26 protein-coding genes and 1 pseudogene are annotated in these 25,792 nt (G+C 59.7%); 16 read left to right on the top strand and 11 right to left on the bottom strand.

Annotation, left to right across the window (positions count from 1 at the left end; genetic code table 11):
• Positions 1-204: 204 nt before the first annotated feature.
• From lptB to ACFE0K_RS09895, 5 genes are read right to left on the bottom strand one after another with little or no spacing between them, the layout of a single operon-like run.
• The gene (gene lptB, locus ACFE0K_RS09915) at positions 205-930 is read right to left on the bottom strand and encodes an LPS export ABC transporter ATP-binding protein (RefSeq protein WP_434535908.1); all 726 of its coding nucleotides are present in this window, start codon (positions 928-930) and stop codon (positions 205-207) included.
• The gene (gene lptA / locus ACFE0K_RS09910) at positions 927-1,493 is read right to left on the bottom strand and encodes a lipopolysaccharide transport periplasmic protein LptA (protein ID WP_434535907.1); all 567 of its coding nucleotides are present in this window, start codon (positions 1,491-1,493) and stop codon (positions 927-929) included. Before lptA ends, lptB begins: the two co-directional genes overlap by 4 nt.
• Positions 1,468-2,025 carry an LPS export ABC transporter periplasmic protein LptC gene (lptC, locus tag ACFE0K_RS09905; protein WP_434535906.1) on the bottom strand — a complete coding sequence of 186 codons (558 nt, stop codon included), beginning with the start codon at positions 2,023-2,025 and terminating at the stop codon, positions 1,468-1,470. Before lptC ends, lptA begins: the two co-directional genes overlap by 26 nt.
• The gene (locus ACFE0K_RS09900) at positions 2,022-2,525 is read right to left on the bottom strand and encodes a KdsC family phosphatase (RefSeq protein WP_434535905.1); all 504 of its coding nucleotides are present in this window, start codon (positions 2,523-2,525) and stop codon (positions 2,022-2,024) included. Before ACFE0K_RS09900 ends, lptC begins: the two co-directional genes overlap by 4 nt.
• Positions 2,526-3,494: a KpsF/GutQ family sugar-phosphate isomerase gene (locus tag ACFE0K_RS09895; protein ID WP_434535904.1), complete on the bottom strand. Its 969-nt coding sequence runs from the start codon at positions 3,492-3,494 to the stop codon at positions 2,526-2,528.
• A 183-nt stretch (positions 3,495-3,677) separates the two neighbouring features.
• Here ACFE0K_RS09895 and ACFE0K_RS09890 point away from each other — a divergent pair, with 183 nt between their 5' ends.
• The 7 genes from ACFE0K_RS09890 to ACFE0K_RS09860 all read left to right on the top strand — a co-directional run bounded on the left by ACFE0K_RS09890 (position 3,678) and on the right by ACFE0K_RS09860 (position 11,254).
• Entirely contained in the window at positions 3,678-4,322 is a 645-nt protein-coding gene (locus ACFE0K_RS09890; protein WP_434535903.1) for an MlaC/ttg2D family ABC transporter substrate-binding protein, read from the top strand.
• A 125-nt stretch (positions 4,323-4,447) separates the two neighbouring features.
• Positions 4,448-4,702, top strand: a complete 255-nt coding sequence (locus ACFE0K_RS09885; protein WP_035248083.1) for a BolA family protein — start codon at positions 4,448-4,450, stop codon at positions 4,700-4,702.
• 40 nt (positions 4,703-4,742) lie between these two features.
• Positions 4,743-6,005, top strand: a complete 1,263-nt coding sequence (gene murA, locus ACFE0K_RS09880) for a UDP-N-acetylglucosamine 1-carboxyvinyltransferase (protein WP_434535902.1) — start codon at positions 4,743-4,745, stop codon at positions 6,003-6,005.
• Between the two features lie 11 nt (positions 6,006-6,016).
• The gene (gene hisG / locus ACFE0K_RS09875) at positions 6,017-6,661 is read left to right on the top strand and encodes an ATP phosphoribosyltransferase (protein WP_434535901.1); all 645 of its coding nucleotides are present in this window, start codon (positions 6,017-6,019) and stop codon (positions 6,659-6,661) included.
• Positions 6,662-6,834: 173 nt separating this feature from the next.
• The gene (gene hisD / locus ACFE0K_RS09870; protein WP_434535900.1) at positions 6,835-8,133 is read left to right on the top strand and encodes a histidinol dehydrogenase; all 1,299 of its coding nucleotides are present in this window, start codon (positions 6,835-6,837) and stop codon (positions 8,131-8,133) included.
• 180 nt (positions 8,134-8,313) lie between these two features.
• Complete coding sequence (gene hisC, locus ACFE0K_RS09865) at positions 8,314-9,402, top strand: histidinol-phosphate transaminase (protein WP_434535899.1); 1,089 nt, start codon at positions 8,314-8,316, stop codon at positions 9,400-9,402.
• Positions 9,403-9,655: 253 nt separating this feature from the next.
• Positions 9,656-11,254 carry a DUF4139 domain-containing protein gene (locus ACFE0K_RS09860; RefSeq protein ID WP_434535898.1) on the top strand — a complete coding sequence of 533 codons (1,599 nt, stop codon included), beginning with the start codon at positions 9,656-9,658 and terminating at the stop codon, positions 11,252-11,254.
• 167 nt (positions 11,255-11,421) lie between these two features.
• On the opposite strand, the gene ACFE0K_RS09855 is transcribed toward ACFE0K_RS09860, so the two are convergent.
• On the bottom strand, positions 11,422-12,534 hold the full coding sequence (locus ACFE0K_RS09855; RefSeq protein ID WP_434535897.1) for a S1C family serine protease: 1,113 nt from the start codon (positions 12,532-12,534) through the stop codon (positions 11,422-11,424).
• Between the two features lie 121 nt (positions 12,535-12,655).
• Here ACFE0K_RS09855 and ACFE0K_RS09850 point away from each other — a divergent pair, with 121 nt between their 5' ends.
• Positions 12,656-13,411 carry a Nif3-like dinuclear metal center hexameric protein gene (locus tag ACFE0K_RS09850; protein WP_434535896.1) on the top strand — a complete coding sequence of 252 codons (756 nt, stop codon included), beginning with the start codon at positions 12,656-12,658 and terminating at the stop codon, positions 13,409-13,411.
• 62 nt (positions 13,412-13,473) lie between these two features.
• On the top strand, positions 13,474-14,346 hold the full coding sequence (locus ACFE0K_RS09845; RefSeq protein WP_434535895.1) for a diacylglycerol/lipid kinase family protein: 873 nt from the start codon (positions 13,474-13,476) through the stop codon (positions 14,344-14,346).
• Positions 14,347-14,597: 251 nt separating this feature from the next.
• Here ACFE0K_RS09845 and ACFE0K_RS09840 read toward each other — a convergent pair whose 3' ends face one another.
• On the bottom strand, positions 14,598-15,128 hold the full coding sequence (locus ACFE0K_RS09840) for a YhcB family protein (RefSeq protein ID WP_434535894.1): 531 nt from the start codon (positions 15,126-15,128) through the stop codon (positions 14,598-14,600).
• Between the two features lie 203 nt (positions 15,129-15,331).
• Here ACFE0K_RS09840 and ACFE0K_RS09835 point away from each other — a divergent pair, with 203 nt between their 5' ends.
• The 4 genes from ACFE0K_RS09835 (at position 15,332) to ACFE0K_RS09820 (ending at position 19,892) form a co-directional block, all read left to right on the top strand.
• The gene (locus ACFE0K_RS09835; RefSeq protein ID WP_434535893.1) at positions 15,332-15,964 is read left to right on the top strand and encodes an alpha/beta hydrolase; all 633 of its coding nucleotides are present in this window, start codon (positions 15,332-15,334) and stop codon (positions 15,962-15,964) included.
• A 64-nt stretch (positions 15,965-16,028) separates the two neighbouring features.
• The gene (gene zapE, locus ACFE0K_RS09830) at positions 16,029-17,111 is read left to right on the top strand and encodes a cell division protein ZapE (RefSeq protein WP_434535892.1); all 1,083 of its coding nucleotides are present in this window, start codon (positions 16,029-16,031) and stop codon (positions 17,109-17,111) included.
• A 159-nt stretch (positions 17,112-17,270) separates the two neighbouring features.
• Complete coding sequence (locus ACFE0K_RS09825; RefSeq protein WP_434535909.1) at positions 17,271-18,416, top strand: acyl-CoA dehydrogenase family protein; 1,146 nt, start codon at positions 17,271-17,273, stop codon at positions 18,414-18,416.
• A gap of 186 nt (positions 18,417-18,602) precedes the next feature.
• Complete coding sequence (locus ACFE0K_RS09820; protein ID WP_434535891.1) at positions 18,603-19,892, top strand: OmpP1/FadL family transporter; 1,290 nt, start codon at positions 18,603-18,605, stop codon at positions 19,890-19,892.
• 125 nt (positions 19,893-20,017) lie between these two features.
• Here ACFE0K_RS09820 and ACFE0K_RS09815 read toward each other — a convergent pair whose 3' ends face one another.
• From ACFE0K_RS09815 to ACFE0K_RS09800, 4 genes are all read right to left on the bottom strand, one after another.
• Positions 20,018-20,740 (bottom strand): SGNH/GDSL hydrolase family protein, encoded by a 723-nt coding sequence (locus tag ACFE0K_RS09815; protein ID WP_434535890.1) that lies wholly within the window; start codon positions 20,738-20,740, stop codon positions 20,018-20,020.
• 3 nt (positions 20,741-20,743) lie between these two features.
• Positions 20,744-22,369 carry a phytoene desaturase family protein gene (locus tag ACFE0K_RS09810; protein ID WP_434535889.1) on the bottom strand — a complete coding sequence of 542 codons (1,626 nt, stop codon included), beginning with the start codon at positions 22,367-22,369 and terminating at the stop codon, positions 20,744-20,746.
• A complete protein-coding gene (locus ACFE0K_RS09805) occupies positions 22,366-22,977 on the bottom strand; it encodes a TetR/AcrR family transcriptional regulator (protein ID WP_434535888.1) in 612 nt (203 codons plus the stop codon). The genes ACFE0K_RS09810 and ACFE0K_RS09805 overlap by 4 nt, the downstream gene beginning before the upstream one ends.
• Before the next feature lie 351 nt (positions 22,978-23,328).
• Positions 23,329-24,366 carry an aldo/keto reductase gene (locus ACFE0K_RS09800; protein ID WP_434535887.1) on the bottom strand — a complete coding sequence of 346 codons (1,038 nt, stop codon included), beginning with the start codon at positions 24,364-24,366 and terminating at the stop codon, positions 23,329-23,331.
• 247 nt (positions 24,367-24,613) lie between these two features.
• On the opposite strand from ACFE0K_RS09800, the gene rplM reads away from it, so the two are divergent.
• The 3 genes and pseudogenes from rplM to ACFE0K_RS09785 all read left to right on the top strand — a co-directional run.
• Entirely contained in the window at positions 24,614-25,042 is a 429-nt protein-coding gene (gene rplM, locus ACFE0K_RS09795; protein ID WP_297767167.1) for a 50S ribosomal protein L13, read from the top strand.
• An 11-nt stretch (positions 25,043-25,053) separates the two neighbouring features.
• A complete protein-coding gene (rpsI, locus tag ACFE0K_RS09790; RefSeq protein ID WP_035248049.1) occupies positions 25,054-25,449 on the top strand; it encodes a 30S ribosomal protein S9 in 396 nt (131 codons plus the stop codon).
• 212 nt (positions 25,450-25,661) lie between these two features.
• Positions 25,662-25,792, top strand: a pseudogene (locus tag ACFE0K_RS09785) (ubiquinol-cytochrome c reductase iron-sulfur subunit); the annotation flags it as partial.

Below are 25,792 nucleotides of genomic sequence, written 5' to 3'. Positions count from 1 at the left end.
CAATATTTGTGCCAATGGTGGTAGTGTGCTAGGAGGAGGGGGAGTTAACAGTGAAAAGTTAATAGTTAACAGAGCGCGGGGACGGTTTTCTGTTCTTCAGGCCTTTACGCCGCGTACAAGCTATGGGCGCGGCGGCTTGCGCTATAACAGGGCGTGCCCTGATCGCGAGCTGTTAACTGTTCACTATTAACTGTTCACTGCTTTTTACAGCCTGAAATCCGCCCCCAGATACACATCCCGCACCTGCTGGTTGCCGAGGATAGTGTCGGCATCGCCGGAGGCGATGATGTGGCCGGCGCTGACGATGTAGGCGGTGTCACAGATATCCAGGGTTTCGCGCACGTTGTGGTCGGTGATCAGTACGCCGATGCCGCGTTCTTTCAGATGGCGGATGATGCCCTTGATGTCGTTCACGGAAATCGGGTCCACTCCGGCGAAGGGTTCATCCAGCAGAATGAAATCCGGGTCGGTGGCCAGGCCGCGGGCGATTTCTGCCCGCCGCCGCTCACCGCCGGACAGGCTCATGCCCAGGGAGTCACGGATGTGGGTGATATGGAATTCCTTGAGCAGGTTCTCCATGCGCTCGTGGCGCTCCGCCTTGCTGAGCTCCTTGCGGGTTTCCAGGATCGCCATGATGTTTTCTTCCACGGTCAGGCGGCGGAAGATGCTGGCTTCCTGGGGCAGGTAGCCGATGCCGCGCTGGGCGCGGCCATGCATGGGCAGGTGGGTGATATCCGCCTCGTTGATATCGATCCGCCCGGCGTCCGCCTCCACCAGTCCTACAATCATGTAGAAACAGGTGGTCTTGCCGGCGCCATTGGGGCCGAGCAGGCCGACAATCTGGCCGGCTTCCACGTCCAGGGAGACATCTTCGATGACCCGGCGACCCTTGTAGCTTTTTGCCAGGTGGTGGGCACGTAAATGGCTCATGGGGTGTTTGGCTCCGCCTCGGGGGAGGGCTCTACGGGCGCCTCGTCGTTTGTATTGTTGTCTGCGGGAGTGTTTTCCTTGGGGGTCTGGTTCTCGGCAGGGATTACCAGTCGCACCCGCTTGTCGCCTTCGCTGCTGGCGTCTACCCGCTTGGAATCCAGGCTGTATTCCACCTTGGCGCCTTCGAAGGTGTTGCCCAGGTGTTCAATGTAAGCGTCGCCGGTGAGTACCAGGGTGCGTTGGCGAATGTCGTAGACCAGGTTATTGGCATGGGCCTGCAGGTCCTTGCCTTCTTCCATGCGTACCGGGGCCCCGGACGCTTCCACACGAGTCAGTTCGCCATTGCGGGTAAACAGGCGCATTTCATCGGCAAACAGTTTCCGCTTGCCCTGTATCAGTTCCACATTGCCACGATACAGCCCGCTGCCGGCGTCCTGTTCGAAGCGTCCGGAATCAGCGGTGACGGACACCGGCATTTGCGGCGGGGCGGCCACTGCGCTCACCGGCAGGGCGACTGCCAGGGCGATGGTGCAGGTTCTAAGAAGCCGGCGCGTCAAACTCACTCTTTACTCCTTTTTCAAGGGTCAGGATACCCTTGTCGAGATCGGCCTCCAGCGCACCCGCGCGGGTTCTGCCGGATTCGAATTCTATGTCAACATCCCCGGGAGAGCTGGCGATGCTGGTGTCGCTGAGAAAGCGCAGCTCCTGGGTGTCCAGGGTGATCTTCTGTTGCTGGTTGCGGGCTTTCACGTCGCCGGAGAAGACGATCAAATCGCCATTTTCCTGCACCACGCCCTGCTTGCTGACGATGGTCCAGCTGCCTTTGTCGTTGGCCATTTCCAGCTCGGGTTGCTGCATTTCCGTGAGCGGGTTGTGGTCGTACTGGGTCAGTGTCTTGGCGGTGAGATAATACTGAAGACGGCCATCCTCTTCACTAAATGCCCGTGCAGTAATGTTCTTGGCGACAATAGCTGGCGCGGTGAGGATGGCATCCTCCTGGCCTGGCAGGGTGTCATCCCACTCGTGCAGGGTCATCAGCATAACCAGCCCCAGCATCAGGATGCCGGTGGCGCTGAGCAGGCCCTGGCGCTTCATGCCGGGCTCCGTTGCGCCAGGATGGCGTCGCAGATTTCGCGCACCGCGCCTTCGCCGCCGCGTCGCTCGGTAATGTGGTCTGCGGCATTCTTGGCGCAATCGTGGGCATTGGCCGGAGCAAAGCTGAGTTGGGCCCACTCGAGGGCGCTCACATCCGGTTCGTCATCGCCGGCATAGCCGGTTTCGCTGGCGGCGATACCCAGCTGTTTTGCCAGATCCGCCAATGCCACGCCCTTGTCTTCGCGCCCCTGGATCACATGGGCGATGCCAAGATCGGCGGCGCGCTTGGCCACCATGGGCGTGTTGCGACCAGTGATGATGGCCAGGGTGACGCCGCTGGCGGCCAGTTTCTTCAGGCCGTGGCCGTCCAGGGTGTTAAAGACCTTGATGGCTTCGCCTTCGGGGCTGAAGTAGATGCGTCCATCGGTCATTACCCCGTCCACGTCGAAGGCCATCAGGCGCAGGTTTTGCGCATCGATGGAGGAAAGCTGCAGAGGCATTTACACCACCCCCGCGCGCAGCAGGTCCTGCATGTTGAAGGCCCCCAGGGGCTTGTGGTCCTTGTCGCAGACCATCAGGCCGTTGATTTTGCGGGTTTCCATGATCTGCAGGGCCTCGGCGGCCAGGTGGCCGGGTTCGATGGTGATCGGCTGAGCCACCATGACGTCGTCGATGGTGGCCTGGCGAATGTCGATATCCCGATCCAGCATGCGGCGCAGATCGCCATCCGTAAAGATGCCGGCCAGGGTGCCATCGCCCCGGGTGATGGCCGTCATGCCCAGCCCTTTGCGGGTCATTTCCAGCAGGGCTTCGCTGAGAGGGGTGCCCGAGGCAACCACCGGCAGGCGCTCACCAGCATGCATGATGTCGTCCACCTTGAGCAGCAGGCGTCGGCCCAGGCTGCCGCCGGGGTGACTCATGGCGAAATCTTCAGGGGTGAAACCGCGCGCTTCCAGCAGCGCGATGGCCAGGGCATCGCCCATGGCCAGTGCGGCGGTGGTGGAGGAGGTGGGCGCCAGATTGTGCGGGCAGGCCTCTTCGCTGACTGCCACGGTCAGGTGTACATCGGAGAGTTGTGCCAGGGCGGATTGCGGCCGACCGGTCATGCCGATCAGGGCGGTGCCCTTGCGTTTGATTACCGGCAGAATGGCCAGTACTTCGGCGGTTTCCCCGGAATTGGACAGGGCCAGCACCACATCATCGGTGGTGATCATGCCCAGGTCGCCGTGGGAGGCCTCACCCGGGTGAACAAAGAAAGCCGGGGTGCCGGTGCTGGCCAGGGTGGCGGCCAGTTTGCTGCCCACATGGCCACTTTTGCCCATGCCGGTGACAATCACACGCCCACGGGCGCCAAGCATCAGGTCGCAGGCGGCGGAGAAGCTGTCATCCAGGCTGTCTTTCAGGGCATCCACGGCTCTGGCTTCAATGTCCAGCACCCGTCGGCCCACGCCGATGTGGTTGTGACTCATTCATCTCTCCTCTGGTCGGGGCCGATTATACATTGCTGGGCGGGCCGCGTTGACCCGAATTCTGTTTCATTTGGAACCGTTGTGACACCTTGGGACTCCAATAAAGCAGATGCGGTTCAATGTGTTACTGGACAGCAGCGGTATAAAACCGTAAAACCGCCGGACATTAACAGGGAGTTTTCTATGCATTTGCAGCGTGTTATCCGGATCTGGCTGGCGATGGTGCTTACCGCCATGGCCTCTTTGGCGGCGGCGGAAAATGATCCGCGGCAAGTGGTGATGGAAGCGGTGGAACGTATGACATCCCGCATCGAAGCGGAGCGGGAGCAACTGGAAACGAATCCGGATCGGGCCAAGGAACTGGTGCGCGAGGAATTGGGCGATCTGGTGGATTTCAAGCGCATCACCCGTATGGTGATGGGCGATTACTTCGGGCCGTCCAGCAAGGAGCAGAAGTACCGGTTTCTGGATGTGTTCAAGAACAGCTTGATCAACACCTATGCCTCCGGCATCACCCTTTATGAAGGTCAGAAAATTACCACCCTGCCCATGCAGGAAGGGGACCGTAAGGGCGACTATGCACGGGTGCGCATGGAGGTGAAAACCAACTCCGGCAAGACCGTACCGATCTATTACACCCTGTTCCTGCGTGATGATCAGTGGCGGGTGATCAATGTCTACGTCAACGGCCTGGATTTGCGCGATACCTTTCAGAGCCAGTTCGCCCAGGGTATGCAGCAGTACAACGATATCGACAAGGTGATCGATAACTGGTCCGCGGACGCCAAGATCGACGCCGGCATCGAGGGTGAAGACCAGAAGAGCTGATTGTTCGGCCGCCGCCGCCGTGGCAAGGGGGCGCCGGCTCGCGTATTATTGCCGTTTTTACCGAGGAGCGGGTCTGTCCCGCTCCTCGCTGTTCGGGCCGCTGTCGGCCCCGATGAGGAGCGAACATGAATCCGGAAGAGGTAAAAGCGCTGGTCGAAGCCGGTTTTGATGATGCCGACGTGGCGGTGGAAGGCGGCGGCGACCGGTTCCAGATTCGCGTCATATCCACCGCCTTTGACGGCCTGATGCCGGTGAAGAAGCAGCAACTGGTGTACGCGACCATCAACGAGCAGATCCAGAGCAATACCATCCACGCGGTGCAGATCATTACCTATACCCCGGCCGAGTGGGAAAAAGCCCAGAAAATGGGTATCGGCTGAGGCATTGCGCCCGGCCTTCTGACAAGCCTAGAGACAGTTCATGGATAAATTGATCATCACCGGCGGTCGGCGTCTGGACGGCGAAATCCGTATTTCCGGCGCCAAGAACGCAGCACTGCCGATCCTGGCCGCCACCTTGCTGGCCGACGAGCCGGTCACCGTGGGCAACCTGCCGCATCTGCAGGATGTCACCACCCTGATCGAGCTGCTGGGTCGCATGGGCGTCCACGTGGTGATCGACGACCGCATGAACGTGGAAGTGAACGCTACCACCATCAAGGAACTCACCGCTCCCTACGAGCTGGTGAAGACCATGCGTGCGTCTATCCTGGTGCTGGGCCCCATGGTGGCCCATTTCGGCAGGGCGTCGGTGTCCCTGCCCGGTGGCTGTGCCATTGGCTCACGGCCGGTGGATATTCACCTGCGTGGCCTGGAAGCCATGGGCGCCACCATCGAAGTGGCCAACGGGTATGTGCACGCTTCCGTTGAGGGCCGGCTCAAGGGTGCCCGCATTGTCATGGATACGGTCACCGTCACCGGTACCGAAAACCTGATGATGGCGGCGGCGTTGGCGGAAGGCACCACGTACCTGGAAAACGCTGCCCGGGAACCGGAAGTCGTGGATCTGGCCGACTTCATCAACACCATGGGTGGCAAGGTCAGCGGCGCCGGTACCGACACCATCACTATTGAAGGGGTGGAGCGTCTTCACGGCGGTCATCATGAAGTGATCGCTGACCGTATCGAAACCGGCACCTACCTGATCGCCGCTGCCATCACCGGTGGCCGTATCAAGACCAAGGACACCGTGCCCGGCATTCTCGATGCGGTGCTGCAGAAACTGGAAGAAGCCGGTGCCAAAATTACCACCGGTGAAGACTGGATCGAGCTGGACATGGAAGGCCGTCGGCCCAAAGCTATCTCGCTGCGGACCGCGCCGTACCCGGCCATGCCCACGGACATGCAGGCCCAGTTCATGGCCCTGAATCTGATCGCCGAGGGCACCGGTACCATTGTGGAAACGGTCTTTGAAAACCGCTTCATGCATGTGCAGGAAATGAACCGCATGGGCTCAGATATCGAAGTGCAGGGCAATACCGCTATTTGTCGCGGTGTGGAGCAGCTCACCGGTGCACCGGTGATGGCCACCGACCTGCGCGCCTCTGCCTCCCTGGTGATCGCGGCGCTGGCGGCGCAAGGGGAAACCACGGTAGACCGGATCTATCACATCGATCGCGGCTATGAGTGTATCGAAGAGAAACTGCAATCGCTGGGTGCGGTGATTCGCCGCGTCCCGCGCTGAACGAGAGCGTAATGACCAAGCCGTTGACCATCGCCCTGTCCAAGGGGCGCATCCTCAAGGAAACCCTGCCGCTGCTGAAAGCGGCGGGCATTGAACTGCTGGAAGATCCGGAAGCGTCACGCAAGCTGATCTTCGATACCACCCGCGATGATGTGAAAATCATCATTATTCGCGCCACCGACGTGCCGCCCTATGTGCAGCACGGCGCGGCGGATATCGGTGTGGCCGGCAAGGATGTGCTGATGGAGCATGGCGCCGACGGCGTGTTCGAGCCCCTTGACCTGGATATCGCTCGTTGCAAATTGATGGTAGCGGCGGTGAAGGATGCCCCGGACGTGGGCAGCCGCCTGCGCGTGGCTACCAAATTCGTCAACGTGGCCAAGGCCTACTATGCCCAGCAGGGTAAACAGGCAGAAGTGATCAAGCTTTACGGTGCCATGGAGCTGGCTCCGCTGGTGGGCCTGGCCGACCGCATCGTGGACATCGTGGATACCGGCAACACCCTGCGCGCCAACGGTCTGGAGCCCACCGAACTGATCGCCCATATTCCCACCCGGGTGATCGTCAACCGCGCCAGCATGAAAACCCGCCACGGGGACATTCAGGGCATCCTGGATCAGCTGGCTGAAGCGGTGGACGCCCGCAAGGCGGGTTAAACGCCTTTCACCACTGAGGTCACAGTGCGCGCATCATAAAAAGCCCACCTGTGGTGGGCGTTGAGCGACAGGCGTTGTTGATCTCTGTGATAGAAAAAGACCCGCCTTTCTTTCACTGAACTCTGTGCCCTCTGTGGTAAAAACAGATTGTGACTCTGACAACGGTGCCAACCATGGAAACCACCTGGCTTAACGCCCAAGACGCGGATTTCGATGCCAAGCTGGCTGCGCTTACTGCCTGGTCCGAAGAGCGGGACGAGGAAGTAGCGGACCGGGTGCGCGGCATTCTTCGTGATGTGGCCAAACGCGGCGATGCGGCACTGGTGGAATACACCAACCGCTTTGATCGCCGTGATGTGGCCGGCATGGATGAGCTGGTGGTGGGGCATGAGCAACTGCAAGCGGCGCTGGAGCGTATTCCCGCCGAACAGCGCCAGGCGCTGGAGGCGGCCGCCGAACGGGTGCGTCGCTACCACGAAAAGCAGAAGCAGGATTCCTGGCAGTACCGCGAAGCCGACGGCACCTTGCTGGGTCAGCAGGTAACGCCGCTGGATCGGGCCGGTATCTACGTGCCCGGCGGCAAGGCTGCCTACCCCAGCTCGGTGCTGATGAATGCCCTGCCGGCCAAAGTGGCTGGCGTCGGCGAAATCATCATGGTGTCGCCGGCCCCGGACGGCGAAATCAATGACATGGTGCTGGCGGCGGCGGCCATTGCCGGGGTGGACAAGTTGTTCACGCTCGGTGGAGCCCAGGCGGTGGCGGCACTGGCCTATGGCTCCGACACCGTCCCCGCCGTGGACAAGATAGTGGGCCCCGGTAACATCTATGTGGCGGAAGCCAAGCGACAGGTGTTCGGCAAGGTAGGCATCGACATGATCGCCGGCCCGTCGGAAATTCTGGTGGTATGCGACGGCAAGACCGACCCGGACTGGATCGCCATGGACCTGTTTTCCCAGGCAGAGCACGACGAGGAAGCCCAGGCGATTCTGGTCAGCCCCGATGGCGACTTCCTGCAGCAGGTGGCCGAGTCCATGGAAAAACTGGCGGTGACCCTGGAGCGGGAAACCATCATCCGCACGTCCATGAAAAACCGCGGGGCCATGATTCAGGTGCAGGATCTGGAGCAGGCCATCGACCTGGCCAATACTATCGCTTCCGAGCACCTGGAGTTGTCCATCGACGACGCTGAACAGTGGGCAAAACAGATTCGTCATGCCGGCGCCATCTTCCTGGGTCGTCATACGCCGGAAGCTTTGGGTGATTACTGCGCGGGGCCCAACCACGTGTTGCCCACCAGTGCTACGGCACGGTTTTCTTCACCCCTGGGGGTCTATGATTTCCAGAAACGTAGCTCGCTGATCGGCTGTTCCCCGGAGGGCGCCAGCGAACTGGCGAAAATCGCCTCACCCCTGGCCCGCGGCGAAAGCCTCACTGCCCACGCGCGCAGTGCCGAGTATCGGATCAAGGAATAATTGTTCACCACAGAGGGCACAGAGCTCACTGAGAAAAAGACCAGAATGTTCTATCTTGGTACCGGGCGGCCGCTGCAAGTGCGCTGACCACAGGCGCTCCTCACCGCCAGACAAGATACTGTTTTTTACTCCGTGTCCTCTGTGCCCTCTGTGGTAAAAAAATCTTTTGGCTGAAGGTCTATGAGCAAATACTGGAGCGACTTCGTTCACCACTTGGAGCCCTATGTCCCCGGCGAGCAGCCGAAGATGGACAAGCTGGTGAAACTGAATACCAATGAGCATCCGCTGGGCCCCTCACCGAAGGTGATCGAAGCGATTCGTGCCGAGGCTGGCGACAGTCTGCGCCTCTATCCGGACCCGGATAGCAGCCAGCTCAAGCAGGCCATTGCCGATTACTATTCCGGCAAAGGCCATGACATCAAACGCTCCCAGGTATTTGTCGGCAACGGTTCCGATGAAGTGCTGGCGCATCTGTTCATGGGCTTTTTCAAACAGGATGAACCGCTCCTTTTTCCGGATATCACCTACAGCTTTTATAAAGTGTACTGCGGGCTTTATCAGATCGACTATCAGGCGGTGCCGCTCAATGCCGAGCTGGCCATTGATGTCGGTGACTATCTTGATGGAGAAAAGCCGCGTCCCAACGGCGGGATTATTTTCCCTAATCCCAACGCCCCCACCGGCAGGTTGTTACCACTGAGTGAGATTGAGCGTCTGCTGCAAGCCAATACCGAGTCATTGGTTGTGATTGATGAGGCTTATATTGATTTCGGGGGCGACACGGCCATCAGCCTGGTCAATCGCTACCCGAATCTGCTGGTCACCCAGACCCTGTCCAAGTCCCGCTCCTTGGCCGGTTTGCGCATTGGCCTGGCGGTGGGCGATGAGGCGTTGATCGATGGTCTCAACCGTATCAAGGACAGCTTCAATTCCTATCCGCTGGATCGCTTGGCCATTGCCGCTGGTGTGGCCGCCTTTGAAGATCAGCAGTGGTTCGAAAAGGGCTGTGATCAGGTAATCCGTCAGCGTGACTGGCTCAACGAACAGCTTTCCCAGCGGGGCTTTGCAAGCCTGCCGTCAGCGGCCAACTTTCTCTTCACTTACCACCCGCAACACCGTGGTGCTTCCCTGGCCCAGGGTCTGCGTGAGCAGGGCATCATCGTGCGCCACTTTGGCAAACCCGAGCGCATTGCAGACTACCTGCGTATTACCGTTGGCACGGCAGAACAGAACCAGGCGTTGATCGACGCGCTGGACACGCTGCTCTGATTCCCGCCGCCTATCCGCAGGGCATAGAGAGCGGCGCTTCGTAACGTAGGGTGCAGCTCGCCTTAGGCTCAGTGCACCCTACGCGGCCCGCCCGGGGTCTGTCTTTTTCTCAGTTACCCCTGTGTTCTCTGTGGTAAATAATCTTTTGCTGCACAGAAAGATCACGCCCGTCAGCGCCACAAGCCTCCCCGCTTGAACCTTTCCCCATACCTGCGGTACTAACAGGTATCGTCCAACGGAAAGGACCCGAATAATGAAACGATTCTTACTGCTTGCCTGCACTTTACTGCCGACGCCTCTTTTGGCCGCTGATTTCAACGTCACCGCGCCGGTGAGCGAGGCGGTGCTGTTTCCCTCTCAGGCTCATCTTACTCGCACTCTCAGCCAGTCCTTGCCGCCCGGCGAGCACCAGCTTGTCATCAGTGGCTTGCCGGAGCTGGACCTGGATAGCCTGCAGGTGGCAGTGGAAGGCGCGGTGTTGAGCGGGGTGCGGCAGGGCTTTGCCATTACCGAGGCTGATGTGTCGACACGCCGGGCTGAACTGGACGCGGCTATCCGTGAACTGGAGCAGACCATGGCCGCCGCCAAGGCGGCGGATGCGTTGGACCAGCAACAGATCCACCATCTGCAATCGCTGATGGGGCAAGCTCCCCAGGGGCAGGCCGTGTTTGCGCAGGTGCCGGTAGAAAAGTGGGCCAGCGCCTGGGAATCTATCGGCAAGGCGGTGGAGAAACGCCAGGCGACCATCAATCAGCGGGCGGTGGTTCGCCATGACCAGCAGCAGAAACTGGATGCCTTGCGTCAGGAGCGCCAGCAACTGGGCCAGGGGCAGACCCGTAGCCGTGAACTGGTGCTGGCCGTCAGCGCGGGCAACGCCTCCTCAGCGAAAGTGAAACTGCAGTATTTTACCCGCCAGGCCGGTTGGCAGAATCAGCTGCGGGTGGATTTGGACAGCAGCAATGAAACCGTGGCGGTGACCGGGATCGCCCAGATCCAGAACCGCACCGGTGAGGATTGGCAGAATGTCCGCGCCACCCTGGGGCTGGTGCCGGCCGGCTACCGCCACTTGCCGGACCCGCAGCCCTGGATCGTACGCCTGGCAACGCCACAGCCGGAAATGCGCAAGCAATCATTGCGAGCGGTGATGGCAGAGCCTGCGGCTTACCAGGCTGACATGGCAGAGAGCGACAGTGCGATGCCCGTGGCGCGCCCGGTTGCCCATGGTTTCGATATGCGTGTGCCGCTCTCGGCGCCGCTTTCCCTGGCCAGTGGCGACGCCAGTGCCCGGGTTCCCTATCAGCAGGCCGAGCTGCCGGTGACGCTCAGCCGGGAAAGCTACCTCTGGCAACAGCCTGCTGTGTTGCTGGTGGGGGAATGGAAAAACATCAGCGCGCTGCCCTGGCTTGCTGGCAGCGTCACGCTGCTGCGTGATGGCCAGCGTCTGACCCGTTATCACCGCCATGAGAGCATCAAGCAGGGCGAGCAGGTAAAAATGAGCTTCGGCGATGACCCGCGCCTGCAGATTGATGTGGTCCGCGAGCCTTCCCGGGAAGGCGAGACCGGGCTGATCAGCAAGGAAAGCACCTTGTCGGCCCTGAAGAACATTACCCTCACCTCCCACTACGACAAGCCGATCACGGTAAACCTGCTGGATCGCCTGCCGGTGGCCGGCAACGACGACATTACCGTTACCGCCAAGGGCAAGGCAGCCGATGCCAATAATGTGGACGATGTGAAGGGCCTGCAACGCTGGCAATTCACCCTGCCCGCCGGCGGGGAGGAAAGCTTCAAGCAGGGCTTTGAGATTCGCTATCCGGCAGGGGAGAGCTTGAGTGGGGTGGAAGGGCTTTAAGGCAGTTAACAGTTAACAGTGAATAGTTAACAGCGGCGCGACAACCCGCTGGGTTGACTTGAAACGCAAGAGGCCGCGCCCAGGCTATGGGCGCGGCCTCTTGCGTTTCAGAGACAGATAAGCGCTCACGCGCACTGTTCACTATTAACTATTCACTGTTAACTGACTCATTCTGTTTCCGCCGGCGGCCGGGTACCAATGACCACATCCACGGTCATGGGTTGGCGATTGCGGACGATGTTCAGGCTGACCTGCTCCTCCGGCTTCATGCCGGCGATGCGGTTCATGGCTTCGTAGCCGTCGGCCATGGCGGTGTCGTTGATGCCCACCAGCACATCGCCGGGCTGCAGGCCGCCCTTGTGGGCGGGGCTGTCGATGACCACTTCGGTGATCACGCCGCCGCGCACCTGGTCCATGCCGAAGGTCTCGGCCAGGGATGGGGTAATATCCTGCACGGTGACGCCCAGGTAACCGCGAATCACCCGGCCATGATCGATCAGATCACGCATCACTTCCCGGGCAATGGAGGCCGGGGTGGCGAAGCCGATGCCCTGCCAGCTGCCATCCGCAGAGAGAATGGCGGTGTTGATGCCGATCAGATGCCCTCGGGTATCGATCAGCGCGCCGCCGGAGTTGCCCCGGTTGATGGCTGCGTCGGTCTGGATGAAATTCTCGAAGGTGGCAATGCCCAGATGGCTGCGCCCGGTGGCGCTGACGATGCCCATGGACACGGTCTGGCCCACGCCCAGCGGGTTGCCGATGGCCAGCACCACATCACCCACCTGCACTGGGCCGTTGCCGTTGAGTTCCACTTCCGGCAGGTCCTCCAGCGCCACATGGAGCAGGGCGAGATCGGTTTCCGGGTCAGTCCCCACCACCCGTGCCGGTGCGTCGCGACCATCGCGCAGGGCCACCAGGATTTCGTCCGCATCTCGGATCACGTGATAACTGGTGAGAATGTAGCCCTCGTCGTCCACGATCACCCCGGAGCCCAGGCTGTTCAGGGCCCGTTCCCGGCGGGGTTCTTCCATAAAGCGGTTGAACAGGGGGTCTTCAGGCACATCCTCACTGGTGAGAATCTGGGTAGTGAAGATATTGACCACCGCCGGGGCGGCGTGATTGACCGCGCCGGCATAGCTGGCGGTGCCGCTGTCGTAGCGACCGGGCCGGGCACTGGGGCCCCACTCGTACCACCACAGCACGGCCAGGCCCACGGCCAGGCCCGCCAGGATTGGTCCGGCAAAAAAACGAAAGGCTCTGATCACCGACAATGCCCCCATGCGCTTGCTTTGGCCCGTGCTATTGCCTTGCGCAGCCGACGAGGGGGTGCGAACGAGACAAGCGCGGGTCTGGATAGGTAAACTGCGCGCAATATTATCAGATCATTGCCCGGTAGGTGTCATGCTCAAGCGCGATTACATGCTGACCTTGCTCGACCAGGAGCTGGCTGCGGATCACTTTCAGGATTACTGTCCCAATGGATTGCAGGTGGAAGGCCGCGAGCAGATCCGGCGGGTGGTCAGCGGGGTTACCGCCTGCCAGGCCTTGATAGATGCAGCGATCGTGGAAGATGCGGATGCCATTCTGGTCCACCATGGCTACTTCTGGAAGGGCGAGAATCAGCGGGTGCGAGGCATGAAAAAGCAGCGCCTGCAGACGCTGTTGCGTCACGATATCAACCTGTTTGCCTATCATCTTCCCTTGGATGCGCACCCGACCCTGGGCAATAACGCCCAGCTCGCCCGGCGCCTGGGTTTCAGTGTGGAAGGCGGGCTGGACGATTCGCCACGCCCCATCGGCAATGTGGGGCGGCTGGACAGCCCCATGTCAGCGGCGGAATTCGCCGCCCACGCGGAAGCGGTGCTGGGTCGTACCCCGCTGCATGTGGGGGACCCAGGCGATGAAATAGAAACGATCGGTTGGTGTACCGGCGGTGCCCAGGGCTTTATCGACAAGGCCCAGACCCGAGGCGTGGACGCCTATCTGAGTGGCGAGATTTCCGAACCCACCACCCACTTTGCCCGGGAAACCGGCATGCATTATTTCGCCTGTGGTCATCATGCCACCGAGCGCTACGGGGTCCAGGCCCTGGGGCAATGGCTCAATGAGCAGTTCGGTGTGGAACATATCTTTATCGATATCGATAATCCGGCCTGAAAGACTGAGCACACAAGGGGCTTTCAATAGCCTGCTAGCAGTACGAGGAACACCCTGATCCCATGAAGATTACTGTTGTGTATAACCCGACCGCCGGTGGTGGTCGGGAGAAGCTGCTTTGCCGTTTTGTGGCTGAACTGGAAAAACTGGACGCCCGGGTGCGCCTTTACCACACCCGTGGACCGGGGGATGCCACCGAGTACTTGCAGGGCCTGGAAGAGCAGGGTGACTGTGTGGTGGCGGTGGGCGGCGACGGCACCACCAACGAAGTGCTCAATGGTCTGGCTTCCGGTGTGGCCCTGGGCGTCTTTGCCACTGGCACTGCCAATGTGCTGGCAAAAGAGCTGCAGTTGCCCAGAACGCCGGAGCTGGCGGCTCAGATCGTCGTCAATGGCAAGAATGTGCCGGTGACGCCAGCCCGGCTCAACGGCCGGCGCTTTATCATGATGTGTGGCATCGGCTATGACGCCTGGGTGGTGAACGGGGTGAATCTGGCAGTGAAGGAGCGCTTCGGCAAGCTGGCCTATGTGCAGTCCATGCTGGCGCAGATTCACCGTTACGGTCAGCGTCATTACCGGGTCATGGTGGATGGTCGTCCGCTGGACTGTTTCTCCGCCATTGTCACCAATGGTCGCCATTACGGTGGCAGCTTTGTACTCAGCCGGGAAGCCAACATCCTGCGCCCTCAGGTACAGGTGCTATTGTTCCAGAAGCCGGGCGTCAGCTTTTTGCTGCGTTGCCTGGCTGCGCTGTTGCTGGGGCGTATGGAGCGGGTGGACGGCGTTGCCAGCCTGCGCGCCCAGCGGGTGGAGATTCGCTGCGAAGGCGCCGATGAGCCGATTCAGGCGGATGGTGACCCGGCTGGCCAACTGCCGGCGGAGATAGTGATGGAAGATGAGCCGGTACCCATGCGGGTGGCGGACACGTTTCAGTAGTTCATAGTGAGGAGCTGCTGAATAACCTCATGCACTGCTCTCACGAGTACTTGGCCAGGATCGCCATCGAAACCTGTGATGGTCGATTCCCTGCGGGGTAATCTGGAGCTCGGTGACATCCCGGCCAGCTAATCAAAAAAGCCCGCTTGCGCGGGCTTTTTTGATTCAGCGACAAGCGCAAAACCGGAGCAGGGTGACGCGGCAAAGTGCGCTCGGCGTGCTGCATGAAGCCGTTGCGCATCAGTTTGCTCTCATTTCTTTTCTTCCGGCGGGCAACCCTGTTCGTCACAGCCTTCTGCATAGTCACGTGGCGGCTCCACGATGTTGTCAGGTGCCGGGCTGTCTGCCACATCCACCGGTGTGAAAGGCCCGGTGGCTTTCTGTTGCAGGCCGAAATCCTCGGCGAGGGTGCCGCCTTTGGCGCTGGGGGCATAGTCCAGCGGCGGAGCCACCGGTTCATCGCTGCCTTTTTGTGGGGCGGAATCCAGGGATTTTGCCACCGCCCGTTTGCGGCCTACTTCGGAGCACAGTACCTGAGCGCCTTTGGAAAGGTGTTCGTGAACAGAACGATAGGCCTGCGTCATATCGTTGACCAGCTCTGCGGTGTGCAGGAAATGGTCGTCAACCTGATCACGATAATGGTTGAGGGCCTGGCGGGCCTCGTCGCGATCACGGATCAACTGGCCGGCCTGACGCCGTGCCGGTAACAACCAGAACAGTAATCCTGCGCCCACTACCACGCCGGCGGCGAAGCACAGCACCCCAGTTGTCAGCATATCCATGGCATACTCCTGTAAAGTGTCGCCGATCACTGACGACAAAACTCCGGCTATTGCAGCACAGTGCCGTGCAGCCGCCAAGGGTATAAGGTGTAAGAGACTGTTGATACTCTTTATGTTCTTGCGCTGACGCAAGGTTTTGTTCCCTGTAGCAGGCGTTTAGTGGGCAGCAGGAACGTTGAAGGAAAAAGCGACGGAGGTGGGGAATGGCCGTACAACGACAAAGTCTCTCCGGGCCGGCGGGTAATCTTGAGGCCGTGGTGGAACAGGGTAGTGACACGCCCTCATTTGTCGCCATTGTCTGCCACCCGCATCCCCTGTTTGGTGGCACCATGGACAACAAGGTGGTGACCAGTCTGAGTCGCCTGGCCCGGGATCAGGGCGCAGTGGTGGTGCGTTTCAACTTCCGTGGCGTCGGTGAAAGCCAGGGGGCCTATAGCGACGGTATCGGTGAAACCGAAGACCTTCTGGCGATACACAGCTGGCTGACCCATACCTGGCCGGAGCTGCCCTTGTGGCTTGCCGGTTTTTCCTTCGGCAGTTTTGTGGCCGCCCGCGGGGCGGAAATTCTCAAGGCCAATGGCATGCCTGCCCGGGAACTGCTGCTGGTGGCGCCGCCGGTACACCATTACCCCTTTGACGATATCGAGCAGACCGGCTGCCCGGTGACGGTGGTCCAGGGGGATGATGATGAAGTGGTTCCGGCGGAGCAGGTGTTTCGCTGGGCAGAAGCGACGCCACTGGCGCCGGATTTGATCCGTTTCCCGGATTGCGGGCACTTCTTCCATGGCAAGCTGGTGGAGCTGAAACAAGCCGCCGCCAGCCATTTGCCCGGCTGACAGCCTTGTCAGTCCTCTTTGGCGACGCTACATTGCCCCGTCCGAGCAGCAGGCCCCGAGACCCATGACGCCTCTTGAGCAGTATAAAGCCGACCTTCAGCGCGAAGATTTCTTCCAGGACCCCGCCCAGGAACGGGCGGTGGCAGAACTGGATGAGCTCTATCACCGGTTGCTGGCAGAGCCAGTCGGTGGGGGCTTTCTGTCACGTTTCCGCAAGCCCCGTACCCTCACAGGGCTGTACATGTGGGGTGGCGTCGGCCGCGGCAAGACCTACCTGATGGATGTGTTCTTCCAGGCGTTGCCGTTCAAGGAAAAGCGCCGCATGCACTTTCACCGTTTCATGCAGAAGGTGCATCGGGAAATGCGTGAGCGCCAGGGGGAAAAGAATCCGCTAGTGAGCATTGCCCGAAAATTTGCCAGTCAGGCCCGGGTGCTGTGCTTTGATGAGTTCTTCGTCACTGACATTACCGATGCCATGATCCTGGCCGGGCTGATGGGCGAGTTGTTTGCCAATGGCGTGACCCTGGTGGCGACGTCCAACATCGAGCCCGATGGCCTCTACAAGGATGGCCTGCAACGGGCGCGCTTCCTGCCGGCCATTGATCTGCTCAAGGAATACACCAAGGTGCTCAACGTGGACGGCGGCAATGACTACCGTCTGCGGCTACTGGAGCAGGCCGAGTTGTATCATTGTCCGCTGGGCAAGGCTGCGGATGGGTTTCTCCGCGAACGGTTTCATACCCTGGAGCCAGACCACTCCCGCCACCGTGACCACGGCAATGTGCTGGTCGAGGGTCGCAAGATCCCCTCGGTCATGTGTGCTGATGATGTGGTGTGGTTTGACTTCAAGGCTCTGTGTGATGGGCCGCGCAGCCAGACTGATTACATTGAAGTGGCGCGGGAGTTTCATACCGTACTGGTCTCCAATGTGGAGCAGATGGGGGCCGGCAAGGATGATATGGCACGGCGTTTTATCAATCTGGTGGATGAGTTCTACGACCGGGCTGTGAAACTGGTGATTACCGCAGAAGTGCCCATCGAAGACATCTATGCCGGTGGCCGTCTGGATTTCGAATTTGAGCGCACCCGCTCCCGCCTTCAGGAAATGCAGTCCTCCGAATATCTGGGCCTCGAGCACCGGGCCTGAGACTGTTTTCGTCATTGGCCGGAATTGTCATCCCTGTCTGGCGGTGAACATTTCGGTCATTGCCCGGTGGCAGGGTAAATGAACAGAATGGGGGCATTCTTTGCCCCGGCCGAGCCCGGTATCGGGGCCATCCCTGATAACCTGATACCGGAGAGCATGATGATTCCCCGTACGCTGTTCAGTTCCGACCATGAAACCTTCCGCGATACCGTGCGCAAGTTCCTCGAAAACGAGGCGGTGCCCCATCATGAAGAATGGGAGCAGACCGGTGTTGTGCCGAAAGACGTCTGGCTGAAAGCCGGTGAACAGGGTTTCCTGTGCCCCATGGTCGAAGAAGAGTACGGCGGTATCGGTGCCGACTTTCTCTACAGCGTGGTGATCGGTGAGGAAGTGTCCCGCCTTGGCCTGACCGGTATCGGTTGGGGCCTGCATACGGAAATCGTGGCCCCGTATATCGAGCACAATGGCTCCGAAGCCCTGAAGCAGAAATACCTGCCGAAAATGGTGACCGGTGAAGTGATTGGTGCCATCGCCATGACCGAACCGGGTGCCGGCTCTGATCTGCAGGGCGTGAAGACGTCTGCCGTGAAAGAGGGCGATCACTACATCCTCAACGGTTCCAAAACCTTTATTACCAATGGTCAGAATGCGGATATCGTCATCGTCGTGGCGAAGACCGATCCGTCCAAGGGGGCCAAGGGCATCAGCCTGTTTGTGGTGGAAACCGACTCCGAAGGCTTTGAGAAGGGCACCAACCTGAAGAAAGTGGGCATGAAGGCCCAGGACACCTCCGAGCTGTTCTTCCAGGACGTGAAAGTGCCGGCGGAGAATCTGCTGGGGGAAGAAGGCATGGGCTTTGTCTACCTGATGCAGGAACTGCCGCAGGAGCGTCTGGGGATTGCCATCGGCGGTCTGGCCATGGCGGAATCCGCGCTGGCTCACACCATTGATTATGTCAAAGAGCGCAAGGCGTTTGGCAAGCCGGTTGCCGCGTTCCAGAACACCCAGTTCAAGATTGCCGAGATGCACACCAAGCTGGAAGTGGCCCGCGCCTACGTGGATCGCTGCCTGGAATTGCACCTGAAAAAAGAACTGGATATCCCCACCGCTGCGGCGGCCAAATATTACATCACCGATCTGCAGTGCGAAGTGATCGACGAGTGCGTGCAGTTGCATGGTGGTTACGGCTATATGTGGGAATACCCGGTGGCGCGCATGTTCGCGGATTCACGCGTTCAGCGGATTTATGGCGGCACCAATGAAATCATGAAAACGATTATTGCCAAGGCCGTTCTGGCTGACTGAAACCGGCAGCATAATCGCAAATAAAAAGGGCAGCATTCGCTGCCCTTTTTTATTTTCTCTTTTCTAATGCAAAAGGCTGAGTGAACGGGATTCCTTGCGTGTATCGCGGCCTTTTGTGTATAAGTGAACTGCTGATCTTTTAATCATTATGACAGCACTACTTTGCGAGGAAGAGGGAGAGAAATCATGAAAAAAACAGGTGCCGTTCTTGTCGGTTCCGCATTGAGCCTGGTTGCCGGGCACGCGGCGGCAAGTGGCTTTTCCGTGTCTTATCAATCCGTGTCCGCTCTGGGTACCGCTTATGCCGGTGCCGGTGTGTTGAGCGAGAACGCCTCCAACCAATGGTACAACCCGGCCACCCTGGCAGGGCTGAAACAGGCTGAGCTTTCTGCTGCAGTTCATCAGGTGTGGGTCGATACGACGTTTGAAGCTGATAATGACGGCAGCTTTGCAGGTTTAATTCCCCAGTCAGGCGTGGGCCCTGGGGATTTCGAAGACGTGGAGCCTTTTGTTGGTAGTCTTTTCCTGGCTGTCCCGCTCAGTGACATGATGACTTTCGGTTTGGGCGTGAATGCTCCTTTTGGAACCAAAATCGAGTACGAGAAAAACTGGGGTAATAGTTATCTGACGCCCCTTGGTCCCATTACTGCTGGGGACCTTTACTCAACAGAATCAGATCTTCGAACGTATAATATTAATCCGTCACTTGGTGTCCAGTTGACAGACTCCCTGAGTGTTGGGGTGGGTCTGAGTTACCAGCGACTGGATGCGGATATTCGCAACGCCGCGACTCGTCTTGAAGGTGATGATGATAGCTATGGCTGGAATCTTGGGCTGAAATATAGCCCTGATGACAATAACCACTTCGGTGTCGCATATCGCTCCAAAATTGAATACGACGTGGAAGGCGATATCACTTTCAGTCAGCTCGGTGCTAACTTGACCAATTTCCAGGCAGGTGCACCCGTTGTTGCGGCTGGAACCTATGAAGGCGAGGCTTCTATTGATCTGCCTGCATCGTTGCAACTGTCCTATGCGGGTGACCTCTCTGATCGCACTCAGATCCTGATGGGTGTTGAATGGATGGAGTGGAGCAGCCTGGATCAGTTGGTGGTAGAGAGCGATCAGCTTGCTTTCAACCCGACCGAAAATTTCGACTGGGAAAACACCGTGCGTTATTCCCTTGGCGTTCGTCACGCCATGAATGAGACTACGGTGCTGCGTGCTGGTGTGGCGCAGGAAGAGTCCACTCAGGGCACTGATAATCGCTCGGCCATCTCTCCGGATTCCGACCGCGTTTGGGTGACTCTGGGCGCCGGGTTCACCCCGGTGGAAAATATGACCATCGACGTTGGGTATGCGCATATCTTTGTGGAAGATGCGGATATCAACCGAGCGGACAAAGGTGCTCAGTTGAAAGGCACCTACGAACTGGATGCGGATGTGATTGGCGCGCAGCTCAGCTACCGCTTCTGATCCCTTTCCACGCTCCAACAAAAAGGCCCTGCTCGCAGGGCCTTTTTTTATGTTCGCTATGCGACCGCAAGGGCGGTCAAATCTTTCCGGTAATGTAGGGTGGATTAGCCTAGGCGTAATCCACCCTACGTTTCCTTCCATGTCAGCAGCCTTGCGGCCAGGGCCGGTGCCAGCGCGGTAGCCATGGCCTGATACCCCTTGATGCCGGGGTGGTAACCGTCTTCGGCCAGCAGGGCCGGATCGTTCATTGGCGGATAGCTCAGATAGATAAAGTCATCGGGCCGCTCTCGGGCCAGTTGCTGCTGGATGGCATCCAGTTGTCTGGCTCGCCAGCCCAGTAATTGGCGCAGGGGCGAGGGCAGGGCAGTAAAACGGTGCATGGGCGGTACGCTAAGCAGGTACAAAGGGCCTGGCAGTTGGGCGCCCAGGGCCAGCAACTGTTGACGGTAACATCGCCTGGGCGTCAGGCCTGCGGTGTCATTCACCCCCATGCTGAGCAGAATGGTATCCGCCTCCGGCAGTTCGATGGTTTTCAGGTTGTCCAGCAGGGCCTGCAGGCGGATACCGTTAATGCCATGGCTGTGCCAGCCAATGGTGTGCAGACCTTGTTGCTGTAGCTGCCGAGCCAGTTGGCTGGCGAGGCCATCTTGATGATGCTTCACGCCTACTCCGGCCGCGGTGGATTCGCCAATCACCAACAGTTGCAGTGCTGGCTCGCCGTCACCGTATTGGCCGTGCGGCTCACCGCCGGCCTCTGGCAGGCGCGGGGTGGTGCGACGGGTTTGTTTTCCCTGCCAGACCAGCAGCGGTGCGAGCAGGGTGACACTGAGCCAGAAGGGCAGGTGCATGGATTACCCCACAAACATTTTCTTGGCCAGCGGCAGGCCTTTCAGGCCGCTCACGGCAACGGTGGTGAGCAGGCCGCCGATCATGGCGCCGACCACGCCGCAGGTCATGATGTCCTGGCCGGTCAGGTAGAGGCCGGGGAGGCGGGTCTTGGGTTTCAGCCAGTCCTGTTCAAACCGTTGTGGGGTGTGGTCCAGTCCGTAGATTTCGCCGGTGCTGTAGCGGCAGAAATAGTCCGTGGACAGCGGCGTGGACAGCTCGTAGTAATCCACCTTGCCACGCAGATGGGGCATTTTTTCATAGAGCTTTTCCAGCAGGCGCTGGGCATAGGCGTCCTTCTTCGCCTCGTAATCCCCCCCGCGTTTGCCCCAGGGTTGGTCCGCCCAGTCCTGATACCACTCGAATGGCCCCGGGGCCACGATCTCGATGGTGGCCCGGCCCGGGTAGCGCTCCGTGAAGCTGGGGTCCTTGGCGGAGGGAAAGGAAATATAGGTGAGGGGAATATCGTGGCTGTCCGGGGCGGCGAGAAAATTCTCAACCTGAGCGCGGTAATCCGCGCCCGGGTAAATCCAGAAGTTGGTTTTCGGCAGCGCCAGGTTCTCTGCCGTATCCTGCAGGCCGATGTACAGGCAGACGCTGGCCATGGAGCGTTGCACCTGCCCCAGTTTGTTCTGGTAGAACGCCTTGTGGGGCGCGTGATCCGGCAGCAGCGTACCGAAGGTATTGAAGACGCCGGCGTTGCTGATCACGGCTGGGGCGTGGATAGCCTGGCCGTCGGCCATGCGCACGCCCACCGCCTTGCCATTTTCGATCAGGATTTCCTTCACGTCTGCATAGGTGAACACTTCGCCGCCGCCTTGCTGGATCACCGGGATAATGGTCTTGGCCATTTCCGAGGCGCCACCCACGGGGTAGTAGCCGCCGTAGAGGTAATGCCGGGCGATCAGGGCGTGGATTATGAAGCTGGAGTCATCGGGTACCAGGCCATTGTCGCCCCACTGGCCGGTGAGGGCGGCGATCAATTCCTGGTTGCCGGTGAGGGTTTCCAGTACTTCCCGGGTGGTGCGATTGAGAAAGGCGGGCGCCTTGCGGCGGAACAGATGCCGGAACGGGCGGGCCAGCAGGTTTGGCAGTATCTTGGCCAGCGTCACCCCCGGCATGGCCTTGGTCACCTGGGATAGATAATCCAGATAGCTGTCGATGGCCTGCTCTTCGCCGGGAAATTCGGTTTTCAGTTCGTTGGCAAAGGCCTTGGGCCCGGCGACCAGATCGATCTGCCGATCGCCGATGAACAGGCGGTCGTAGTGATCGTCCATGGCCGCCCATTGCAGTTTGCCGTCGGTGACGTAATCGAACAGGCGGCGCGCCAGGGTGTGTTTGGCGCCCATGTCGCCGATGTAATGCACGCCCACATCCCACTCGTAGCCGTTGCGGTCATAGCTGTGGGTGAAACCGCCGGCGGTGTAATGCTGTTCCAGCACGACAACCTTCTTGCCCAGTTTGCTCAGGCAGGCGGCGGTGGTCAGGCCGCCGATACCGGAGCCGATGACGATGGCGTCATAGGGGCCATTGAGGCGATTGGCCCGGTAACGTCGGCCAACGCGAAGGGTGCTGGGTGTGGGGCTGCTCATGGGGTGGGCTCCTTGTTGGAACGTTCAATGCTGCCATCCAGCAGTAAGGCGGTGATGCCCGCTGCCAGTTGCGGTTCGGTGTCAGGGCCGGGCAGGTGGCCGTCGATGGTCAGTTGCGACAGCCCGTGCACCAGGGACCAGGCAGCGGCGGTAAGCAGGGCCAGGGGCGCGGCTTTCAGGTAACCCCGTTGCTGGCCGTTGGCCACGGTGTCTTCCAGTACCTGGAATGCGGCCAGCCCGGCCTGATCCAGCCGCGGGTGGGCACCGCGCGGCAACACCCGCCCGCCGAACATGAGCCGGTACAGGTTTGGCTCCTCCCGGGCGAAGGCCACATAGGCCAGGCCGATGCCGATCAGGGCGCTGCGGCTGTCTTGCTGGTCTACGGCCAGCAGACGCTGACGCAGGGCCTGGAAACCGCTGATGGCCAGTTCGGCCAGCAGGCTTTCCCGATCGGCATAGTGGCGATACAACGCCGGCGTGCTGACGCCGATCTGCCTGGCCAGGGCGCGCAGGCTGATGGCGCTGTCGCCCTGCTCACGAACAATGGCCAGCGCCTGCTCGTGGGCCTGCTGGTAAAGATCGCCGTGGTGGTATGCCGTGCGTGCCATGGTGTCTCATTGATCCAAGTTAACGCCGTTAACATTGGCATGGCCGAAGCTGCATCGTCAACGGTTATTCTTTAGTCGGGAGTGGACTGTGATGCCGCTGTAGGAGCGTAGCGAAGCGGAGTAACGCCGAAGGCGGCCTGAAGGGTGAGCGAAGCGAATAATGCCTCTCTAGGCGGTGGAACCACGCGCCAGCGTGGAAATCGCCCGTAGGGCGATCAGGGATGCCAGCACTCGACAGGTTTCAGGAAGAACAGGGATTGTCGAAGCCTTGGTCGCCTCGCTGCGCTCGGTTCGTCCCTCAAGAGGAACTCCTACAGTCGAGGCGGTGATGTATTGGGGCTTGGGGTGTTATCAGGGCGCCGGATAAGGAAAGCGCGTGTGGATAGCCTCCAGGGCTTTTTCCAGGTCCCGGTCCCAGGGCAGATCCACGCTTTTCAGGTTCTCCTCCAGCTGGGACAGGCTGGTGGCGCCGATGATGTTGCTGGCGACAAAGGGGCGGGTAGTGACGAACTGCAATGCCAGTTGGGTCGGGCTCACGCCGCGCTCCTCTGCCAGCTGGCAGTAGGCTTCGGTGGCGGCGCTGGCCTGTTCATTGGTGTAGCGGCTGAATTGCTTCACTTCTGTTAGCCGGGCGCCTTTGGGCCACTGGTTATTGCGGTATTTGCCGGTCAGCATGCCGAAGGCCAGGGGCGAGTAGGCCAGCAGGCTGATGGTTTCTCGATGAGTGATTTCTGCCAGGCCCACTTCGAAGCTGCGGTTGAGCAGGGAGTAGGGGTTCTGGATGCTGGCCGGCGACGCCAGGCCTATCTTCTCGGCCTCGCGCAGAAAGGTCATAGTGCCCCAGGGAGTCTCATTGGAAAGACCCCAGTGGCGGATCTTGCCTGAATCCACCAGTTCCTTGAGGGCGGCCACGGTGTCGCTGATGGCGATGCCGTCCTCGCCGTCCCGGTGCTTGTAGCCCAGGCGGCCAAAGTAGTTGGTAGTGCGTTCCGGCCAGTGCAACTGATAAAGGTCGATCACATCGGTCTGCAGGCGCTTGAGGCTGCCTTCCACGGCGCCCTGCAGGCTGTGTCGGTCGAATCGCGGGCCGCCGCGTATGTGCTTTACATAGTCGCCGGGGCCGGCGGCCTTGGTGGCCAGAACCACCTTGTCGCGGTTGCCGGTGCGGGCGAACCACTCGCCAATGATGGTTTCCGTGCGGAATGAGGTGTCCGGGCTGGCCGGCACCGCATACATCTCGGCGGTATCAAAAAAATTGATGCCGTGATCCAGCGCCATATCCATCTGGGCATGGCCTTCATCGGCAGTATTCTGGCTTCCCCAGGTCATGGTGCCCAGGCACAGGCTGCTGATATTCAGGTCAGTGCGTCCAAGACGGCGGTATTCCATGGTGTACTCCTTGCAAAGGGGCCGGTAGGCACAGGTAGAATAGGCGCCAATCTCATCACGCTGCCTGTTGCGGCACAATGGTGGGAACTGACCTGCAGGCAGGCAGTAAACGTCATGACAACTAAAAGCCCCTGAACCGCTTGTGTTCTGTGGGGGGCTTGGGTAGAATTCGCGCTCTCTTGCCCGGCGGAACTGACGCCGGCGGGTGTTTGCTACCCGTAACATATTGAATTTAGGGCAGAATTCCATGAAGACCTACAGCGCAAAACCGGAAAGCGTAAAGCGCGACTGGTATGTGGTAGACGCCTCCGGCAAAACGCTGGGTCGGTTGGCGACCGAAGTCGCCAGCCGTCTGCGCGGTAAACACAAGCCGGAGTTTACTCCACACGTCGATACCGGTGATTACATCGTCGTAGTCAATGCCGATAAAGTGGCCGTTACCGGTAACAAGGCAAATGACAAGATGTACTACCGTCACACCGGTTACCCGGGTGGCCTGAAACAAGCCAACTTCTCCACTCTGCAGGCTGAAAAGCCTGAAATGATCATTGAGAAGGCGGTCAAGGGCATGCTGCCGCGTAACCCTCTGGGTCGCGCCATGTTCCGCAAACTGAAAGTTTACGCCGGTACTGAGCATCCGCACACCGCTCAGCAGCCGCAGCAGCTGGAAATTTAAGGGGTTAATTGATGGCAACTGTAGAAACCAACTACGGAACCGGTCGCCGCAAGACCTCTTCCGCTCGCGTTTTTCTGCGTCCGGGTAGCGGCAAGATTTCTGTTAATGGCCGCCCGCTGGATGTTTACTTCGGTCGTAAAACCAACCAGATGGTCGTTCGTCAACCGCTGGAACTGATCGAAGTGACTGACAAGTTTGATGTGCTGGTTACCGTAAGCGGTGGCGGCAACAACGGTCAGGCTGGCGCCATCCGCCACGGTATCACCCGTGCGCTGATGGAGTACGATGGTGAGCTGCGTGGTCAGCTGCGTCGTGCCGGTTACGTAACCCGTGATGCGCGTGAAGTTGAGCGTAAAAAAGTGGGTCTGCGCAAGGCACGTCGTCGTCCGCAGTTCTCCAAGCGTTAAGCTTTACAACAGCTGTTCACAAAAAAGCCCAGCAATGCTGGGCTTTTTTGTGTTCAAATCAGGCGTTTAGCGACTCTGGCCGGGGAATAACCGGTTGTCAGGTGTGGGCTTTTTCTTTACCATTTGCGCCGCCTTACTCCGCCCGGAGCGCGAGGTAGTACCTCGAGTCTCGGACTATTCCCGAGCGGGGGATCTAAGGGGAGAATAACTGAATGAGCAACGACGGCGTTAATACCAGCGGCCGCACCTTCTCGAACGGCTTGACCTCGGCTATTGGTCCCGCCGGTGCTGTTGGCGCGGCTGTTCCTTTTGTGAAATCCTGGCAGCCCACAGCCAACGCCAC

This window comes from Alcanivorax sp. (genome assembly GCF_051117345.1).
In the GTDB taxonomy this organism is placed as follows: domain Bacteria; phylum Pseudomonadota; class Gammaproteobacteria; order Pseudomonadales; family Alcanivoracaceae; genus Alcanivorax.
The sequence above is the reverse complement of the archived record's forward strand: the minus strand, read 5'-3'. Positions and strand labels throughout refer to the sequence as shown.

Coding starts and splice junctions, on each gene's coding strand:
- lptB (WP_434535908.1), bottom strand. CDS start 930: ATGAGCCATTTACGTGCCCACCACCTGGCAAAAAGCTACAAGGGTCGC.
- lptC (WP_434535906.1), bottom strand. CDS start 2,025: ATGAAGCGCCAGGGCCTGCTCAGCGCCACCGGCATCCTGATGCTGGGG.
- ACFE0K_RS09900 (WP_434535905.1), bottom strand. CDS start 2,525: ATGCCTCTGCAGCTTTCCTCCATCGATGCGCAAAACCTGCGCCTGATG.
- ACFE0K_RS09895 (WP_434535904.1), bottom strand. CDS start 3,494: ATGAGTCACAACCACATCGGCGTGGGCCGACGGGTGCTGGACATTGAA.
- ACFE0K_RS09890 (WP_434535903.1), top strand. CDS start 3,678: ATGCATTTGCAGCGTGTTATCCGGATCTGGCTGGCGATGGTGCTTACC.
- ACFE0K_RS09885 (WP_035248083.1), top strand. CDS start 4,448: ATGAATCCGGAAGAGGTAAAAGCGCTGGTCGAAGCCGGTTTTGATGAT.
- murA (WP_434535902.1), top strand. CDS start 4,743: ATGGATAAATTGATCATCACCGGCGGTCGGCGTCTGGACGGCGAAATC.
- hisG (WP_434535901.1), top strand. CDS start 6,017: ATGACCAAGCCGTTGACCATCGCCCTGTCCAAGGGGCGCATCCTCAAG.
- hisD (WP_434535900.1), top strand. CDS start 6,835: ATGGAAACCACCTGGCTTAACGCCCAAGACGCGGATTTCGATGCCAAG.
- hisC (WP_434535899.1), top strand. CDS start 8,314: ATGAGCAAATACTGGAGCGACTTCGTTCACCACTTGGAGCCCTATGTC.
- ACFE0K_RS09860 (WP_434535898.1), top strand. CDS start 9,656: ATGAAACGATTCTTACTGCTTGCCTGCACTTTACTGCCGACGCCTCTT.
- ACFE0K_RS09855 (WP_434535897.1), bottom strand. CDS start 12,534: ATGGGGGCATTGTCGGTGATCAGAGCCTTTCGTTTTTTTGCCGGACCA.
- ACFE0K_RS09850 (WP_434535896.1), top strand. CDS start 12,656: ATGCTCAAGCGCGATTACATGCTGACCTTGCTCGACCAGGAGCTGGCT.
- ACFE0K_RS09845 (WP_434535895.1), top strand. CDS start 13,474: ATGAAGATTACTGTTGTGTATAACCCGACCGCCGGTGGTGGTCGGGAG.
- ACFE0K_RS09840 (WP_434535894.1), bottom strand. CDS start 15,128: ATGGATATGCTGACAACTGGGGTGCTGTGCTTCGCCGCCGGCGTGGTA.
- ACFE0K_RS09835 (WP_434535893.1), top strand. CDS start 15,332: ATGGCCGTACAACGACAAAGTCTCTCCGGGCCGGCGGGTAATCTTGAG.
- zapE (WP_434535892.1), top strand. CDS start 16,029: ATGACGCCTCTTGAGCAGTATAAAGCCGACCTTCAGCGCGAAGATTTC.
- ACFE0K_RS09825 (WP_434535909.1), top strand. CDS start 17,271: ATGATTCCCCGTACGCTGTTCAGTTCCGACCATGAAACCTTCCGCGAT.
- ACFE0K_RS09820 (WP_434535891.1), top strand. CDS start 18,603: ATGAAAAAAACAGGTGCCGTTCTTGTCGGTTCCGCATTGAGCCTGGTT.
- ACFE0K_RS09815 (WP_434535890.1), bottom strand. CDS start 20,740: ATGCACCTGCCCTTCTGGCTCAGTGTCACCCTGCTCGCACCGCTGCTG.
- ACFE0K_RS09810 (WP_434535889.1), bottom strand. CDS start 22,369: ATGAGCAGCCCCACACCCAGCACCCTTCGCGTTGGCCGACGTTACCGG.
- ACFE0K_RS09805 (WP_434535888.1), bottom strand. CDS start 22,977: ATGGCACGCACGGCATACCACCACGGCGATCTTTACCAGCAGGCCCAC.
- ACFE0K_RS09800 (WP_434535887.1), bottom strand. CDS start 24,366: ATGGAATACCGCCGTCTTGGACGCACTGACCTGAATATCAGCAGCCTG.
- rplM (WP_297767167.1), top strand. CDS start 24,614: ATGAAGACCTACAGCGCAAAACCGGAAAGCGTAAAGCGCGACTGGTAT.
- rpsI (WP_035248049.1), top strand. CDS start 25,054: ATGGCAACTGTAGAAACCAACTACGGAACCGGTCGCCGCAAGACCTCT.